This is a genomic window from Xanthomonas campestris pv. campestris str. ATCC 33913 (assembly GCF_000007145.1).
GTDB lineage: Bacteria > Pseudomonadota > Gammaproteobacteria > Xanthomonadales > Xanthomonadaceae > Xanthomonas > Xanthomonas campestris.
This window is the reverse complement of record NC_003902.1, coordinates 2798457-2814006: the sequence shown is the minus strand read 5'-3', so window position 1 is coordinate 2814006 and position 15550 is coordinate 2798457. Positions and strand designations below refer to the sequence as shown.

The window sequence follows — 15550 nt, the reverse complement described above, 5'->3', positions numbered from 1 at the left end:
AATGAATGGCCGAAATGAAGATCACGCCCGCCGACGAGCAGTTGTTGTCCCTGCTGCGCGAGGACGCGCGCGCCTCCACCGCGCAGATCGCGCGCCGGCTCGGGCTCTCGCGCACCACGGTGCAAAGCCGGCTGGAGAAACTCGAGCGCGAAGGCGTGATCAGCGGCTACACCGTGCGCACCCACGACGCCTACGAACACGGCCGCATCCGCGCGCACATCCTGATCACCGTGCTGCCGAAGAAAATGCCCGCGGTGGTCAAGGCCCTGCGCGAGATCGCCGACGTCCGCGCGCTGCATTCGGTCAGCGGCCCCTACGACCTGATCGCCCTGGGCGTGGTCGGCGGCGTAGACGCCATGGACGTGCTCACCGACGCCATCGGCGCCATCGACGGCGTGGAGCGCACTACATCCTCGATCATTCTGTCGACCAAGTTCGAGCGGTGAGGGGCAGGGAATCGGGAGTGGGGAATCGGGAATCGTAAGAGCCATGATTCGCGAGCTAGCAAGCCCCTCTCCCCCGGGAGAGGGGTTGGGGTGAGGGTACGGGGCGAAGCCTCTGCAATATTTGAGCGCATTATGCTTCGCCCGTACCCTCATCCGGCGCTGCGCGCCACCTTCTCCCGATGGGAGAAGGATCTGCTACCTCCGCGATCTCCGCAGGTCTTGTTTCCCTGGAGGAAAAGGCTGCCAAACCTGCCTCAGCATGTCCCGCTAAACTAGCGCCCCCAAACCGCTGTACCGCCACGCCTTGAAGAAGTCCGATTTCCATTACGACCTGCCCGAAGAACTGATCGCCCAGGCGCCGTTGGCCGAGCGGGCGGCCAGCCGTTTGCTGGTGGTGCCGCCGACGCCGGCCGCCTTCAGTGATCGACAGGTGCGCGATCTGCCTGAGCTGCTGCAGCCGGGCGACCTGCTGATCTTCAACGACACCCGGGTGATCCCGGCGCGGTTGTTCGGGCAGAAGGCCAGCGGCGGGCGGGTGGAGATCCTGATCGAGCGGCTGCTCGGCGGGCAGCAGGCGCGGGCGCAGATCGGCGCCAGCAAGTCGCCCAAGGCCGGCAGCGTGATCGCGCTGGACGCCGGTGGCCAGGCCGAAGTGCTGGGCCGCGACGGCGAGTTCTACCTGCTGCGTTTCGACATCCCCGCGCCGCTGGAGCATTGGTTGCTCGACGCCGGGCGCCTGCCGCTGCCGCCGTACATCCGCCGCGAGCCGGGGCTGGACGATCGCGAGCGCTACCAGACCGTGTTCGCGCGCGAAGTGGGCGCGGTCGCTGCGCCGACCGCCGGCCTGCATTTCGATGAAGCCCTGCTGGCGCGCCTGCGCGAGCGCGGGGTGGAGTTCGGCCATGTGACCTTGCACGTGGGCGCCGGCACCTTCCAGCCGGTGCGCGTGGATGCGCTGGACAAGCATGTGATGCACACCGAGTGGCTCAATGTGGGCGCCGCGCTGGTCGAGCAGGTGCGCCGCACCCGTGCGCGCGGTGGCCGCGTGATCGCGGTGGGCACCACCGTGGTGCGCTCGCTGGAAAGCGCCTGGCGCAAGACCGACGACGCCCCGCACGGCGAATTGCAGTCGTTCGCCGGCGAAACCCAGATCTTCATCCTGCCCGGCTACCGCATCCGCAGCGTCGATGCGATGGTCACCAATTTCCACCTGCCCGAAAGCACGCTGCTGATGATGGTCTCGGCCTTCGCCGGCTGCGACCGCATCTTCGCCGCCTACGCACACGCCATCGCGCAGCGCTATCGCTTCTTCTCCTATGGCGATGCGATGTTGTTGTGGAGCAGGGAGTGGGGAATCGGGAATGGGGAATCGTAGGGCTTGCCGCCACACGTTCCGCCATCGCCACCCGCTTCTCCGATTCCCGACTCCCGATTCCCCATTCCCCATTCCCGGCCTTCCAATGTCCCGACTCCAGTTCCAGCTCCAGACCACCGACGGCCATGCGCGCCGTGGCCGCCTGACCTTTCCGCGTGGCACGGTGGAGACGCCGGCGTTCATGCCGGTGGGCACCTATGGGTCGGTCAAGGGCATCCTGCCCGAGCAGATCCGCGCGCTGGGCGCGGAGATCATCCTGGGCAACACCTTCCATCTGTACCTGCGCCCTGGCCTGGACGTGATCGGTGACCATGGTGGCCTGCACGGGTTTGCGCGCTGGGACGGGCCGATCCTCACCGACTCCGGCGGCTTTCAGGTGTTTTCGCTGGCGCATCGCCGCAAGATCACCGAACAAGGCGTCACGTTCTCCTCGCCAAACGACGGCGCGCGGGTGTTCCTGGGGCCGGAAGAGAGCATGCAGATCCAGAAGGTGCTCGATTCGGACATCGTGATGATCTTCGACGAATGCACGCCGTACCCGGCCACCGAAGACGTCGCGCGGCGTTCGATGGAGCTGAGCTTGCGCTGGGCGCAGCGCTCGCGTCAGGCGCATGACGGGCTGGGCAACGACGCGGCGCTGTTCGGCATCGTGCAGGGCGGGGTGCACCCGGACCTGCGCAGCCGCTCGCTGGACGGGCTGCAGGCCATTGGCTTCGACGGCTATGCCATCGGCGGCCTGGCGGTGGGCGAGCCGGAGCACGAGCGCAATGCCATGCTCGAACACCTGCACCCGCGCCTGCCGGCCGAGCGGCCGCGCTACCTGATGGGCGTGGGCCGGCCGGAGGATCTGGTCGAAGGCGTGGCGCGCGGGGTGGACATGTTCGACTGCGTGATGCCCACCCGTAACGCCCGCAACGGCCACTATTTCACCTCGTTTGGCACGGTGCGCATCCGCAACGCCAAGTACGAACGCGACCTGGACACCATCGAGCCAGGCTGCGGCTGCCACGCCTGCAGCAGCGGCTACACGCGCGCGTACCTGCGGCATCTGGACCGCTGCAACGAGATGCTGGCGCCGATGCTGGGCACCCTGCACAACCTCTGGTACTACGAAAAACTGATGGCCGACATGCGCGCGGCGATCGCGGCGGGAACCTTTGTGGAGTTCCGGCGGTCCTTCTATGCGGCACGCGGCGCCACCACGCCGCCGCTGCCCGGGGAATCCAGCTGAGACCTGCCGTCCGTGCCCTGGCGCGGACGGCGTGGGACCCGCATGGCATAATTCCCGGCTGTTCCGCTCCGGCGGTACCTGAATGGCGAGCGGGCCGCTGGGCGCGCTGGCACCAAACCTAGGATGCATAGAATGAATCTGCTCGATTTCCTGATCCCCGTCGCCCAGGCGCAGGCCACTGGCGGCGCGCCGGCCCCCGGCCCGATGGGAAGCCTGTCCACCTTCGCGTTGCCGATCATCCTGATCGCGGTCATGTACTTCCTGATGATCCGCCCGCAGATGAAGCGCCAGAAGGAACACAAGGCGTTGCTGGACAAGCTGTCGCGTGGCGATGAAGTCATCACCTCCGGCGGCGTGGCTGGCGTGATCACCGATATCGGCGAGAACTTCATCACCGTGGAAGTGGCCGACAACGTGCGCATCCGCGTGCAGCGCAGCGCCGTTGGCCACGTGCTGCCCAAGGGCACGCTGAAGTCCGCCAGCTAAGTCGCGTCATCGGCAGCGGGCACCGTCCGGCGCTGCCGGCAGGTGCTCGAAAACGGCAGGGGCCGCTCGTACACTCCGCTGTCGTTGCGCTGCCAATGCGTGCTTGGGTCCGCCCAAGACGTCGCTGCAAGTGAACACCTGCAACACCACAGCTGCGCGCACCCTCTGGTGGGCGCAGTCGGTGCACGAAGTCGGACCACGCCCCTGGGCGCTTTTGCTCCATGCACTGCCCGTATCCACCGGATGACCGCTCGCGACGCTGTATCGGCCGCCTGAAGTCGTTCTCACTGCTAGGCGCGGCGCCGGGATGGTGCCGCGCGGGACTGTCGCAATGCTCGAATTTCCTCGCTGGAAGTATTTCCTGATCCTGGTGGTGCTGGCGGTCAGCGCGTTGTATGCGCTGCCCAACGTCTACCAGAAAGACCCGTCCGTGCAGATCACCGCCAGCCGCGGTGCGCAGCTGGACGACGCGTTGCGCAGCCGGATCGACGCCGACCTCAAGAGCGCCGGCATCACGCCCAAGGCGGTGACCCGGGAAGGCGACAGCCTGATGGTGCGCCTGCCCACCCTGCAGGCGCAGACCCGTGCCAACGACGTGTTGCGCCAGCAGCTGGGCGAGAACTACACGGTGGCGCTGAACCTGGCATCCACGGTGCCGGACTGGCTCGCCAAGCTGGGCGGCCGGCCGATGGTGCTGGGTCTGGACCTGGTCGGCGGCGTGCACTTCGCCATGCAGGTCGATCAGAAAGCCGCGCTGGAAAAGCGCCTGGAGGGCTTTGCCGAGGACATCCGCACCACGCTGCGCGATGGCCGCATTGCGTATCGCTCGGTGGAGCGTCGTGGCGACAACAGCATCCAGGTCTCGTTGGGCGAGGGCGCCAGCGCCGATGCCGCGCGGACCGCGCTGGCCAAGTCGCAGCCAACGCTGACCTACGACGTCAGCGGCCAGACCATCTCGGTGAAGGTGCCGGAGGCCGAACTCAAGCAGATCGCCAGCGGTGCGATCGAGCAGAACCTCACCACCTTGCGCAATCGTGTCAACGCGCTGGGCGTGTCCGAGCCGACCATCCAGCGCCAGGGCGAAGACCGCATCGTGGTCGAATTGCCGGGCCTGCAGGACACCGCCGAGGCCAAGCGCCTGATCGGTGCCACGGCCTCGCTGGAATTCCGTGCGGTGGTCGAAGGCAATGCCGAAGATGCCGTGCGCAGCGGCACCATTCCGCCGGAAGCCAAGGTCTACCGTCTGCGCGACAGCAATGCACCGGTGTTGCTCAACAAGCGCGCGCTGGTGACTGGTGATCAGATGGTCAGTGCCAGCGTCAGCAACGACCAGAACGGCATGCCGGCGGTGGCGGTGACGCTCAACAACGTCGCCGGCCAGCGCATGCTCGACTACACCAGCGCCAATGTCGGCAAGCTCATGTCGGTGGTCTACATCGAGCGCATTCCCACCGTGACCATGGTTGACGGCAAGGAAGTGCGCAGCGTGCGGGTCAAGGAAGAGGCTCTGTCGCCGACCCGCATCGCCGGCGTGTTCGGCAAGAATTTCCAGACCACCGGTCTGGAAAAGACCGAAGCCGAGAACCTGGCCAAGTTGTTGAAGTCCGGCTCGCTGGCCGCGCCGATGGATTTCGTCGAGGAATACGTGATTGGCCCGAGCCTGGGTGCGGAGAACGTGGAGCGCGGCGTCACTGCGGTGGTGTTCTCGTTCGTGTTCACCCTGGTGTTCTTCACCGTCTACTACCGCATGTTCGGCGCGATCACCTCGGTGGCGCTGCTGTTCAACCTGCTGATCGTGATCGCGGTGATGTCGCTATTCGGCGCCACCATGACGCTGCCGGGCTTTGCCGGTCTGGCGTTGTCGGTGGGTCTGTCGGTGGACGCCAACGTGCTGATCAACGAGCGTATCCGCGAAGAATTACGTCTCGGCGTGCCGCCCAAGTCGGCGATCGTGGCCGGTTACGAGAAGGCCGGTGGCACCATCCTCGACGCTAACCTGACCGGGTTGATCGTCGGCGTGGCGCTGTACGCGTTCGGTACCGGCCCGCTGAAGGGCTTCGCGCTGACCATGATCATCGGTATTTTCGCCTCGATGTTCACCGCGATCACCGTGTCGCGCGCGCTGGCGGTGCTGATCTATGGCAGCCGCAAGAAGCTGAAGTCTGTCGCTATTTAATGCGAGTCCCTCGCAAGAGCCCGCAGGTAAAATGCGAGTCCCTCGCAAGAGCCCGCACATCCATGTGCGGACTTTTTAGGAAGATCTTTCAATGAAAATTTTTCCGCTTCATCTGATCCCGAACGACACCAAGATCGATTTCATGCGCCTGCGCAAGCCGGTGCTGATCTTGATGCTGGTGCTGGCGATCGCCTCGATCGGCATCATCGTCGGCAAGGGCTTCAACTACGCACTGGAATTCACCGGCGGCACGCTGGTGCAGACCTCGTTTCAGAAGACGGTGGACGTGGACCAGGTGCGCGAGCAGCTGGCCAAGGCCGGCTTCGAAAACGCGCAGGTGCAGAACGCGCGTGGCGGCAACGAGGTGATGATTCGCCTGCAGGCGCGCGAGCAGCACAACAACCGCGACGATGCCGCCACCACCGTCGCTGAAGAAGTGCGCAAGGCCGTCAGCACCGAGCAAAATCCTGCCACCGTGCAGCCGGGCGAATTCGTCGGCCCGCAGGTCGGCAAGGATCTGGCCTTGAACGGCGTGTACGCCACGGTGTTCATGCTGGTGGGCTTTCTGATCTACATCGCGTTCCGCTTCGAGTGGAAGTTCGCTGTGGTCGCCAGCCTGACCGCGTTGTTCGATTTGCTGGTGACGGTGGCCTTCGTGTCGCTGACCGGCCGCGAGTTCGATCTGACCGTGCTGGCGGGCTTGTTGTCGGTGATGGGTTTTGCGATCAACGACATCATCGTGGTGTTCGACCGCGTGCGCGAAAACTTCCGCGCGCTGCGCGTGGAACCGCTGGAAGTGCTGAACCGCTCGATCAACCAGACGTTGTCCCGCACGGTGATCACCGCGGTGATGTTCTTCCTGTCTGCATTGGCGTTGTACATCTACGGCGGCGAGTCGATGGAAGGCCTGGCCGAGACGCACATGATCGGCGCGGTGATCGTGGTGATCTCCTCGATCATCGTCGCCGTGCCGATGCTGAGCATCGGGCCGTTCGCTGTGACCAAGCAGGATCTGCTGCCCAAGGCCAAGGACGTGGAGGCGCTGGCGCGTCGTCCTTAATTTGCTGACTGCTGTGCAACCACGAAAAAACCGCGCAGTGCGCGGTTTTTTCGTGTCGTCGCTTCAATCGCTGGCGTTCCAGGGCGTGTCCTCGATTTCCGACCCGAAGGACCGCGCTTGCGCGTGCCCGGTACTGGATCATCGCTCGTGCGTGGACGCGCGTTCCTTCCTCCAACCGCAGGTTGCACGCGCGGTATGTTCAACGCTGCTTGTCCAACAGCTGGGTGCGCACTGCAGCCATGCAGGGCGCCTTGCTGGCACCGTGTGGAAAAAATGCGCCAGATGTCACGGGAACGAGTTTCACCTGATTGCTGCCATTGCGCTTGAAGTCGGCCAGCGCCTCTTGCGCAACGCTGAATGGCACCACATTGTCGTCCTGCACCCCGCACAGCAAGGTGGGCGTGCGCGGGGTCCAATTGACCAGATCGTTGCGCATGAGGTCTTTGATGAATGCGTTTTTGGCGTTGCTGACGACATCGCGCGCGAACTCCGGCTGAAACACGTCCTTGACGTCGGTCAGTTGTTCGAGCCCAAGCGTGATCGCATCGAATTTCCCGGGGAACAGACTCTCGACCTTGTTCGCCAATGGCTGCTGAAACACCTGCATGGGTGTCGTGTAGAGATTGGAGTAGGTGTGCTGCATGCCGATCAAGGTAAAGGTGTTGAGTACGAGCGTGAGCGTGTTGAGTCCCTCGGCCTTGGGGCCGCCCCAGTTTTTCAGCACGGTCTTGGAGAGGGAATAGGGCCCGGAGATAGGACCACTTGCGACCAGGTTGAATTCGCTGGACAGGTGCAGCTCGATCTCGCGTTGGGCAGCCATCACGGCGTGGGCACCACTGGAAAAACCGGAGAGCATGACCTTGCCCGAAAGCGGCGCATGCTGCTGTGCAAGCAGGACACGCGCGGCGCGTAGCGCGTCCACGATGGCGCTGGCTTCAGGGGCAGCTTGAAGATGGGGCGCGAAGGGATAGGTCGACTTGCCAATACCCAGATAGTCGGTGGCCACGACCGCATAGCCTTGTGCCGCAAATTGGCTGATCACCTCGTGGTTGCCGCGCGATGCGCGGAACCCTTGTGCCTGTGAGCTGGCCCTCTGCAACTGCGCGCCCTGTCCCCATCCCAGCAATGGATACGACGTCGTACAGTTGATGCCGGAGGGGATCAGGACGGCAGCGGAGGCGGTGGTGGGTTCGTTATGGACGCCGACGGTGGCGTAGACGATTTCCGCCACGCTGACGTTGCAGCGCGGCGGCGGCGCATCGCTCTGTGTGCCCAGTTGCTTGGCGATCTGAGTGCTGGTGAAGGTGGTCAGTACGCGACTGCTGATCACGTCACCGCGCTGCGTTGCTGCGGTTGCCATACAGGGCAGTGCCAGGAGGGGCAGTAGCGCCAGACGGTTTGGGTTGGAGCTAGAAGCGCGCAGTTTCATGTTGCGAATTTCCTCTGAAGTGCACCTGACATTCCGGTGTTATCCATGAAGTCGCTGCTGTGGATGATGGTGAAGATTTTTGGGATCTGTCGTGGTGGAGCGTTCGGCGGAGGCGCCATCGTCTCGCGTGTAGGCGAGCCAGGAGCGTTTGCCCGGATCGCAGCGGTAATGGACATGCGAAAATGCATGCAGATCGCGATCTGCGCGTCAGTCTCCGTCAGGTTGGCGCGCTGTGCTCTGATACGGTTCGTTTATGTCGCTGACGCTTCTCGCTAGCGTCAGCGTTGCAGGAGCACGCTTGCGCGCGACCGCACATCACCGGCAACGCTTGATCGCGCAAGCTCGCCCCTACGGGGTTACGCAACGCGGACACACCCGCCAACAAACTCACAGATTCCAGTCGATCCGCATGCCCGCGATCAATGCGTTCTTCAGGTCGTTGCTGCGGGTCGGCTCGTTGAACTGGTCCGGGTTGATCACGTAATGCAGGTTCGGCGCGATGCGCAGGCGCTTGGTGACCTGGATGCCGTAGCTGAGCTCCATCATGATCTGGTTGTCGGCCGGGGTGCCGGTGCCGCCGGCCGAGGCGCGGGCCAGGCGCAGGTTTTCGATTGCCTCGTCGCTGTACTTCTGCTGGGTGATCACAAACGCAATGTTGTCTTGCGGGCGGCTGGCGAAGGTGCCCTTCTGCACCAGGCCCAGTTGCACGAAGTGGTCCTCGATCGCCTGGCCGCCGGTGCTCTTGAGGATGGCGCCGAACACGGTCAGGCCACGGGCGCCGGACGGATCCGGGTTGGTGACCTGTTGTTCGAAGCGGGCGAACATGCCCGAGCGGCCCTGCTTGTTTTCATAGCCCAGGCCGCTGAGCACAGCCGGGTTGCCGTTGCGGTCGCGCAGCGGGTCGGTGTAGTCGGAGTTGTCCTGCCAGCCGCCGAGTTCGTACATCGCGGCCATGCTGCCGTCGCCGCCCTTGTTCTTGTAGCCGATGGCGTAGGGCACCACCACGCCGGTGGTGTCGTCGGTGCTCCACTTCAGGCCGTGCTGGCCGTCCTGGGCCTGCACCGGGTTCACTTCGTACGCGCCTACATGCACGTAAACCTTGGGCGTGACCCAGGCGGTGGCGTGCGCGGCCCAGCTGGAGACCGGCCAGTAGGTGAAGTTGCTGGTGCGGAACACGAAGGTGGGGTTGCCGCAGGCCGAGTTGCCCTGGAAGTACTGGCACAGGTCCGAGCCGAGGAAGTGGATGTTGGCCACGCTGCGGCCGGCTTCCAGTTCCAGGCGGTCGTCGAACAGTTTCTGCACCAGGGTGAGGTTGGCCAGGCGGGTGCCCTGGCCGCCGTAGATTTCCTGCACCGAGGTGCTGTTGCCGATGCTGCTGTTGGACAGGTTGGTGCCGTGACGGTTGGTGACGTAGGCCTTGACGGTGGCGCCGTGCCAGCCGAACAGGCTGTTCAGATCGACGTCGGTGCCGACCATCAACTGGCCGGCGTAGGCGTCGCCGTTCTTGCGCCCGCCGTCGATCATCGAGGCCGCTTCGCCGGTGTAACCCAGCTTGAGCTTGAAGGCATCGGCGGCATCCTGCGCGTGGGCGAGCGGGGCCAGCGCCAGTGCCAGCGAGAGGCACAGAAGGCGGGGACGGGCATGGCGGGGGGCGAGGGCGGTCATGGCAGGACTCCGAACAAAGAGGGCGTGGCCGAGAAGGCGAACGCGACAGCTAAGGGGTGGGCAAGCCGCTGGCCGCGCACGAAGGTGCGCAGCGCAGCGGTGAAACCAGTCAGGGGTGACGCAGATCAGCGATCAGATGCGCCGGATGCGCGGTGTGGAATCGGTCGGGGCGGGGCAGCCGAACGTCAGGCGATCACGTCGGCCACCGGCTTCTTGAGCAGGCGCAGCGCCACCGCGGTGACCACCACGCCGACCACCAGGGCCAGCACGTAATTGAGCAGGTGGGTCACGGCATTGGGGATCAGCAGCACGAAGATGCCGCCATGCGGCGCCTTCAGTTCGGCACCGGCGGTCATCGAGATCGCGCCGGCCACGGCCGAGCCGATCACCAGCGCCGGGATGGTGCGCAACGGGTCGCGGGCGGCATACGGGATGGCGCCTTCGGTGACGAAGGCCAGCCCGAGCACGCCGGCAGCGGTGGCCGAGCCGCGTTCTTCGACGGTGAAGCGGTTGCGGAACACCCAGGTGGCCAGCGCGATGCCCAGCGGCGGGGTCATGCCGGCCACCATGGCCGCAGCCATCGGGGTATAGACCTGGCTGGCGATCAGGCCGGTGGAGAACGCGTAGGCGGCCTTGTTGACCGGCCCGCCCATGTCGAAGGCCATCATGCCGCCGAGCAACAGGCCCAGCAGCAGCGCGCTGCTGCCCTGCATGCCGCGCAGCCAGGCGGTGAGCCAGGCCAGCAGGTCGGCCACCGGTTGGCCGAACACATACATCATCGCCAGGCCGACCAGCAGTGTGCCCAGCACCGGCAGGATCAGCACCGGCTTGAGCCCTTCCAGGTTGCGCGGCAGCTTGATGTAGCGGTTGAGCGCGGCCACGCCGTAGCCGGCGATGAAGCCGGCAATGATGCCGCCGAGGAAACCGGCATTGAGATTGGCCGCGACCAGCCCGCCGATCATGCCCGGCGCGATGCCGGGGCGGTCGGCGATGGAATAGGCGATGTAACCGGCCAGCGCGGGCACCATCAAGGTGAAGCCGGCCTTGGCGCCGATCTGGAACAGCGACCAGGCCAGCGTGCCCTGGTGCGCGTCGTCGCCGGCATAGATGCCGCCGAGCGCGAAGGCCAGCGCGATCAACAGGCCGCCAGCGGTGACGAAGGGCAGCATGAACGACACACCGGTCATCAGGTGCTTGTAGGCGCCGGTGCGCGCATTGCCCTTGGCGTCCGATGTGGCGTTGGCGCCCGCAACCGGAGCTGCGCCACCGTGCACGCCGGCCTCGGCCAGGGCTTTCTGGATGAGCGCCGGGCCATCGTTGATCGCCGGCTTGGTGCCGCTCTTGAACAGTCGCTTGCCACCGAAACGGGCCAGGTCCACTTCGCGGTCGGCAGCGATGATGACCACGTCGGCCGCGCGGATTTCCTCGTCGGTCAATGCGTCCTGCGCGCCCACCGACCCCTGCGTTTCCACGCGCATCTGGTAGCCGAGCTTCTTTGCGGCCTGCTGCAGGCCTTCGGCGGCCATGAAAGTGTGCGCGATGCCGGTGGGGCAGGAGGTGATCGCAACGATGCGCTTGCCGCCTGCGCCGGATGCGTCGGTCGTTGCCGATGTACTGGCTGGTGCGGTGGTGGCAGCGAGCTGGCTGACGGCGGCGGCCGGGTCGTCCAGTACCGCGCCCAGGCTCAGATGCAGCAGTTGCGCGTCGCCGAAGCGCGCGGTGTCGGCATCGGCATCGCCGACGATCAGGACGTGCGCGGCGCCGTTGGTCAGCTCGGTCGGCAGTGCGCCGAGCACGCCCTGGTCGCTGCGGATTTCGATCGTCACGCTGCGCCCGGCGGCGGTGGCCGCGCGGCGCAGCGCTTCGGCCGCCAGAACGGCTTCGGTACTGCGTTCGCCGGCGGCGATGACCACGATGGAAGAGGACATGGCAAAACTCCTGCTGTATTGCGGTCGCCGGCGCAGCCGGCGGGGGGGATTCGAAGGGCTAGGCGCGCGGCTGCCAGATAGCAGCGCAGCAAGGCGGTGCGGCCCGCGATGGCGCGTACAGCGCAGCGCGCTGCGGCCGGTGTACGGCTGCGCTCACGGCACCGCCCCGATGACGACGGCGGCGGCAGCGTCGCGCACGCCTTCGGGCGTAATCCGGCGTGCATCGCCGCTTTCCAGCCGGCACATCGAAAACGCCGTGGCCAGCCGCGCGCACTGTTCCAGCTCGGTGGCGTCGTCCAGCAACGCGGCCGCCAGGCCGGCCACCATGGCATCGCCGGCGCCCACGCTGCTGCCTTGCGCCAGCCGTGGCGGGCGCGCAATGAGCTGTTGGTCGCGCTGCACGAACAGCGCGCCCTCGGTGCCCATGGAAATCACCACCAACTGGATGCCGCGGGCGATCAGCGCATGCGCGGCGGCGGTGAGTGCGGCGTGGTCGCCGAGCGGGTGGCCGGTCCAGGCTTCCAGTTCGTGGCGGTTCGGCTTCACTGCATACGGCATTGCGACGGGAGCGGCAGCGAGTGCGGCCACCAGCGGCGCACCGCTGGTGTCGAGCAGGACGCGTGCGCCCGCCGCGCTGGCCTGCGCCTGCAGCTGCGCCCAGCTGTCCTCGGGCAGGCCGGCCGGCAGGCTGCCGGAGAGCACCACCGGCAAGCCGGCGCGCAGCAGCGGGGCCAGATGGTCGGCCACGCCTTGCAGATGCGCCTGGCCCAGCTGCAGCCCGGGCAGATTGATGTCGGTGGTCTCGTTGACCTGCGCTTCGACCAGCTTGAGGTTGGTGCGGGTGTCGCCGGCCACGCGGTGGCAGTGATCGGTAATGCCGCGCTCGCGAAACAGCGCTTCGAACACCCCTGCGTTACCGACGCCAAGCACGCCGAGCGCGGCGACCTGGCTGCCCCAGTCGGCCAGACAGGCGGCCACGTTGATGCCCTTGCCGCCGGCATCGTTGCGCACGCTGCTGGCGCGGTGCACGGCGCCAGGTTGCAGGCGATCGAGCTGGATGGTCTGGTCGATCGCCGGATTCAGCGTGACGGTGATGGCCTGCAGGCTCATGCCTGGCCCTCGCGCTGTGCTTCAAGCGCACGCACCTGCTCTGCGGTTTCGCACTGCAGCGCCTGCTCGGCCAGCTGCTGCAAGGCGCTCAGCGCCCTGCCACGCAGCCGCGCCTTGACCGCCGGAATGTCGTTGGGCGTCATCGACAATTCCTGCACGCCCAGCCCGGCCAGCAGGCTGGCGCCGAACGGGTCGCCGGCCAGACCGCCGCACACCCCGACCCAGCGGTCGTGCTTGCGCGCGCCGTCAATCGTGCTGCGGATCATGCGCAGCACCGCCGGATGCAGGCTGTCGGCTTCGGCGGCCAGTTCCGGGTTCTGGCGGTCGATTGCCAGCACGTATTGGGTGAGGTCGTTGGTGCCGATCGAGAAGAAATCCGCATGGCGCGCCAGCACATCGGCCTGGGCGGCGGCGGCGGGCACTTCGATCATGATGCCGATCGGCAGCTCCGGTGCGTCGAGTTCGGCGCGGATGCGTGCGCAGATCTCGCGCAGGCTGATCAGCTCCGGCACCGAGGTGATCATCGGGAACATGATCGACAGCCGTGCGCCGTCCTTGGCCGCGCGATACAGCGCCCGCAGCTGTGGCTCGAGCAGGTCGGGGCGGCGCAGCAGCAGGCGCGCGCCACGCACGCCCAGGAACGGGTTTTCTTCGTGCGGCAGCTCCAGGTGCGCCACCTGCTTGTCGCCGCCGATGTCCAGCGCACGCACGATCAGCGGGCGGCCGTCCAGGGCCCGTGCCATGGCCAGGTATGTCTGGTACTGCTCGTCCTCGGTGGGCGTGCTGCCGCGCTCAAGGAACAGGAATTCGGTACGCATCAGGCCCACGCCTTCGGCGCCCTGGGTCAAGGCCATGGCGACCTGCTCAGGCAGGTTGACGTTGGCGCCGATGTCGATGTGGTGGCCGTCGGTGGTTTCGGCGGGCAGGGCGCGCTGGGCGGCTTCGCGCTCGCGGATGGCCTGCTGCTCGGCGATATGCGTACGCGCCGCGTCCAGGTCCAGCTCGGAGGGGTTGATGTAGAGCCGCCCGCTGCTGCCGTCGATGATGGCGGTGACGCCGTCTTCGATATCCAGCAACTGGCCGCCAGCCGCGACCAGCGCCGGCAGGCCGAGCGTGCGCGACAGGATCGCGGTGTGCGAGGTCGGCCCGCCCTGGGCGGTGGCCAGGCCAAGCACGCAATCGGTGTCGAGGTTGGCGGTGTCCGACGGCGACAGGTCGCCGGCGAGCAGGATGCAGGGCTGCTCGGGCAGGTCGGTGAGGCCGGCGCCGGCCGCTGCCGGGTCGAGTTGGGCCAGCACACGGCGGCCCACGTCGCGCAGGTCAGCGGCGCGGCCGGCCAGCACCGGGTTGCCCAGCGCCGCGAGGCCGGAGGCGATCTGTTCCACCGCCTGGTGCCACGACCACGCCACACCGTGGCCTTCGACCATCAGCTGGCAGGTGCGGGTGATCAGGTCGGTGTCGTTGAGCAGCTCGGCCTGGGCCTTGAAGATCGCCGCGTCCGAGGCGCCCAGGCGGCGCTGGGTGTCGTCCTGGATGGCGGCCAGCTGCTGGCGGGTGCGGGTGAGGGCGTCATGCAGCAGCACGCCGCCGTCGCCCAGGCCGATCGGCTGGTCGGCCACCTCGGTCTGCGCGGCACGCAGGCGGTGCACGATGCCGATTGCCACGCCCGGGCTGGCGCCGATGCCGACGATGGCCGGCTGCGCCTGCGGCGGGGTCCAGCCGATGACCGGTGCGGCGCGGCGTTGCGCGGCACGTTCGGCATCGGCCTTTTCCTGCGCGGTCAGGCTGTCCATCACCGCGCGCAGGCGCTTGAGCAGGGCGGGGGCATCGCTGCCTTTCGCTGAGACCGTAATGCTGTCGCCGGCGCGCAGGCCCAGTTGCAGCAGGCCGACCAGGCTCTTGGCATCGGCGGCCTGGTCACCGGCGCGGACCTGGGCGCGGGCCGAAAAGCCGCGCGCGGTCTCCGCCCAGCGAGTGGCCGGGCGCGCGTGCAGGCCGCTGGGGTAGGCGATGGTCCATTCGAACCGTTCGGCCAGGTCGGTGGCCGGGGCGGCGCTGGTGTCGGGTGCGCGGTCGCCGGTCAGCGCGGCCACGATCACGGCCGGGTCGTCGGTGGTGAACAGCGCTTCCAGCTGGGCCGGATCCTGGATCAGGCGGGTCAGCCGGCGCAGCAGGGTGATGTGGGTGTCGGACTGGGCGGCGATGCCCACCACCAGGCGGGTGGTCTGGCCGGGGTTCCATTCCACGCCCTCGGGCAGCTGCAGCACCGCGATGCCGTCGCGGCGCACCAGGTGCCGGTCTTCGCCCACGCCGTGCGGAATCGCCAGGCCGTGGCCCAGGAAAGTATTCGCCAGGCCTTCGCGCCGCCGCATGCTGGCGTCGTAGCCCGGCGCCACGCATCCGGCTGCCACCAGCAGCTGGGCGGCCTGGGCAATGGCGTCGTCCTTGTCGCGGGCAGTGGCGCGCAGGCGCACCAGGTCGGGGGTGACGGGGGCAATCGACGGAGAGGACAAGGCGGGCTCCGGGGGTGGGGAACGGCTGGGAAGTATAGTGGGAACGTTCCCACGGTCCAGGTCAATGTGCGGTGCACAAAAACCCTGTAGTGCTTTCGGGTTAGCATCGGAATCGCAGGGCGCCTGGGTCC

11 protein-coding genes are annotated in these 15550 nt (G+C 66.9%); 6 read left to right on the top strand and 5 right to left on the bottom strand.

The window, feature by feature from the left end; translation table 11 throughout:
- The first annotated feature begins 14 nt into the window (after positions 1–14).
- From XCC_RS12380 to secF, 6 genes are all read left to right on the top strand, one after another.
- Positions 15–446 carry an Lrp/AsnC family transcriptional regulator gene (locus XCC_RS12380; RefSeq protein WP_012438075.1) on the top strand — a complete coding sequence of 144 codons (432 nt, stop codon included), beginning with the start codon at positions 15–17 and terminating at the stop codon, positions 444–446.
- Positions 447–750: 304 nt separating this feature from the next.
- On the top strand, positions 751–1821 hold the full coding sequence (gene queA, locus XCC_RS12375; RefSeq protein WP_011037521.1) for a tRNA preQ1(34) S-adenosylmethionine ribosyltransferase-isomerase QueA: 1071 nt from the start codon (positions 751–753) through the stop codon (positions 1819–1821).
- A gap of 85 nt (positions 1822–1906) precedes the next feature.
- A complete protein-coding gene (gene tgt / locus XCC_RS12370) occupies positions 1907–3052 on the top strand; it encodes a tRNA guanosine(34) transglycosylase Tgt (RefSeq protein WP_011037520.1) in 1146 nt (381 codons plus the stop codon).
- A gap of 132 nt (positions 3053–3184) precedes the next feature.
- Positions 3185–3538: a preprotein translocase subunit YajC gene (yajC, locus tag XCC_RS12365; RefSeq protein ID WP_011037519.1), complete on the top strand. Its 354-nt coding sequence runs from the start codon at positions 3185–3187 to the stop codon at positions 3536–3538.
- A gap of 331 nt (positions 3539–3869) precedes the next feature.
- A complete protein-coding gene (secD, locus tag XCC_RS12360; RefSeq protein ID WP_029628940.1) occupies positions 3870–5714 on the top strand; it encodes a protein translocase subunit SecD in 1845 nt (614 codons plus the stop codon).
- A gap of 91 nt (positions 5715–5805) precedes the next feature.
- The gene (gene secF, locus XCC_RS12355; RefSeq protein WP_006448912.1) at positions 5806–6774 is read left to right on the top strand and encodes a protein translocase subunit SecF; all 969 of its coding nucleotides are present in this window, start codon (positions 5806–5808) and stop codon (positions 6772–6774) included.
- A 199-nt stretch (positions 6775–6973) separates the two neighbouring features.
- On the opposite strand, the gene XCC_RS12350 is transcribed toward secF, so the two are convergent.
- From XCC_RS12350 to ptsP, 5 genes are all read right to left on the bottom strand, one after another.
- Positions 6974–8134, bottom strand: coding sequence for an alpha/beta hydrolase family protein (locus tag XCC_RS12350; RefSeq protein ID WP_029216987.1), 1161 nt, complete (start codon positions 8132–8134; stop codon positions 6974–6976).
- 456 nt (positions 8135–8590) lie between these two features.
- Entirely contained in the window at positions 8591–9868 is a 1278-nt protein-coding gene (locus XCC_RS12345; protein ID WP_019237567.1) for a carbohydrate porin, read from the bottom strand.
- 185 nt (positions 9869–10053) lie between these two features.
- Positions 10054–11796 (bottom strand): PTS fructose transporter subunit IIC, encoded by a 1743-nt coding sequence (locus XCC_RS12340; protein WP_011037515.1) that lies wholly within the window; start codon positions 11794–11796, stop codon positions 10054–10056.
- Between the two features lie 153 nt (positions 11797–11949).
- Positions 11950–12906, bottom strand: a complete 957-nt coding sequence (gene pfkB, locus XCC_RS12335; RefSeq protein WP_011037514.1) for a 1-phosphofructokinase — start codon at positions 12904–12906, stop codon at positions 11950–11952.
- Positions 12903–15419 carry a phosphoenolpyruvate--protein phosphotransferase gene (gene ptsP / locus XCC_RS12330; RefSeq protein ID WP_011037513.1) on the bottom strand — a complete coding sequence of 839 codons (2517 nt, stop codon included), beginning with the start codon at positions 15417–15419 and terminating at the stop codon, positions 12903–12905. The genes pfkB and ptsP overlap by 4 nt, the downstream gene beginning before the upstream one ends.
- Positions 15420–15550 lie beyond the last annotated feature (131 nt).

Excerpts from the sequence above, each read along its gene's own strand:
- secF (WP_006448912.1), top strand. The coding sequence starts at position 5,806 with ATGAAAATTTTTCCGCTTCATCTGATCCCGAACGACACCAAGATCGAT.
- XCC_RS12380 (WP_012438075.1), top strand. The coding sequence starts at position 15 with ATGAAGATCACGCCCGCCGACGAGCAGTTGTTGTCCCTGCTGCGCGAG.
- XCC_RS12340 (WP_011037515.1), bottom strand. The coding sequence starts at position 11,796 with ATGTCCTCTTCCATCGTGGTCATCGCCGCCGGCGAACGCAGTACCGAA.
- XCC_RS12350 (WP_029216987.1), bottom strand. The coding sequence starts at position 8,134 with ATGGCAACCGCAGCAACGCAGCGCGGTGACGTGATCAGCAGTCGCGTA.
- XCC_RS12345 (WP_019237567.1), bottom strand. The coding sequence starts at position 9,868 with ATGACCGCCCTCGCCCCCCGCCATGCCCGTCCCCGCCTTCTGTGCCTC.
- yajC (WP_011037519.1), top strand. The coding sequence starts at position 3,185 with ATGAATCTGCTCGATTTCCTGATCCCCGTCGCCCAGGCGCAGGCCACT.
- pfkB (WP_011037514.1), bottom strand. The coding sequence starts at position 12,906 with ATGAGCCTGCAGGCCATCACCGTCACGCTGAATCCGGCGATCGACCAG.
- tgt (WP_011037520.1), top strand. The coding sequence starts at position 1,907 with ATGTCCCGACTCCAGTTCCAGCTCCAGACCACCGACGGCCATGCGCGC.
- secD (WP_029628940.1), top strand. The coding sequence starts at position 3,870 with ATGCTCGAATTTCCTCGCTGGAAGTATTTCCTGATCCTGGTGGTGCTG.